Origin of the sequence: Prescottella defluvii (assembly GCF_000738775.1) — a bacterium.
Lineage (GTDB): Bacteria > Actinomycetota > Actinomycetes > Mycobacteriales > Mycobacteriaceae > Prescottella > Prescottella defluvii.
This window is the reverse complement of record NZ_JPOC01000161.1, coordinates 1-372: the sequence shown is the minus strand read 5'-3', so window position 1 is coordinate 372 and position 372 is coordinate 1. Positions and strand designations below refer to the sequence as shown.

1 pseudogene is annotated in these 372 nt (G+C 76.1%); it reads left to right on the top strand.

The features are described 5' to 3' along the window. Positions 1-215 precede the first annotated feature (215 nt). A pseudogene (locus IJ15_RS0124210) lies at positions 216-372 on the top strand (SAM-dependent methyltransferase); the annotation flags it as partial.

The following is a 372-nucleotide window of genomic DNA, read 5'->3' as shown; positions in this document are numbered from 1 at the left end:
CGCCCCCCCCCCGGGGGTGCCCCGGTGCCGCCCCACCACGGCAGGAACCCCCCCCGCCGTGGCGCCCCCCCTCCCCGCCCGGGCCGTTTGCCGGCCACCCCCTTTACCGGCTCGAGCCCGCCCCCCCTACCGTAAAGTGGCGAAACCCGGCAACCGGGGGCGCGGTATGCCCGACCGCTAGGTTCCCCCCCGTGCCCCCCGCCCGCCCCCCGCGCGTGCCCCGCCACTTCGCCCGCCGCGCGACGCTGAAACGCTCGGTCGGACTGCTCAGCGACTTCCGCTACGAACAGACCGATCCGGACCTGTTCTACGGCGCCCTCGCCCGCGACTCCGTCGAACTGATCGGCGACCTCCATCGCGGCCTCACCGAGA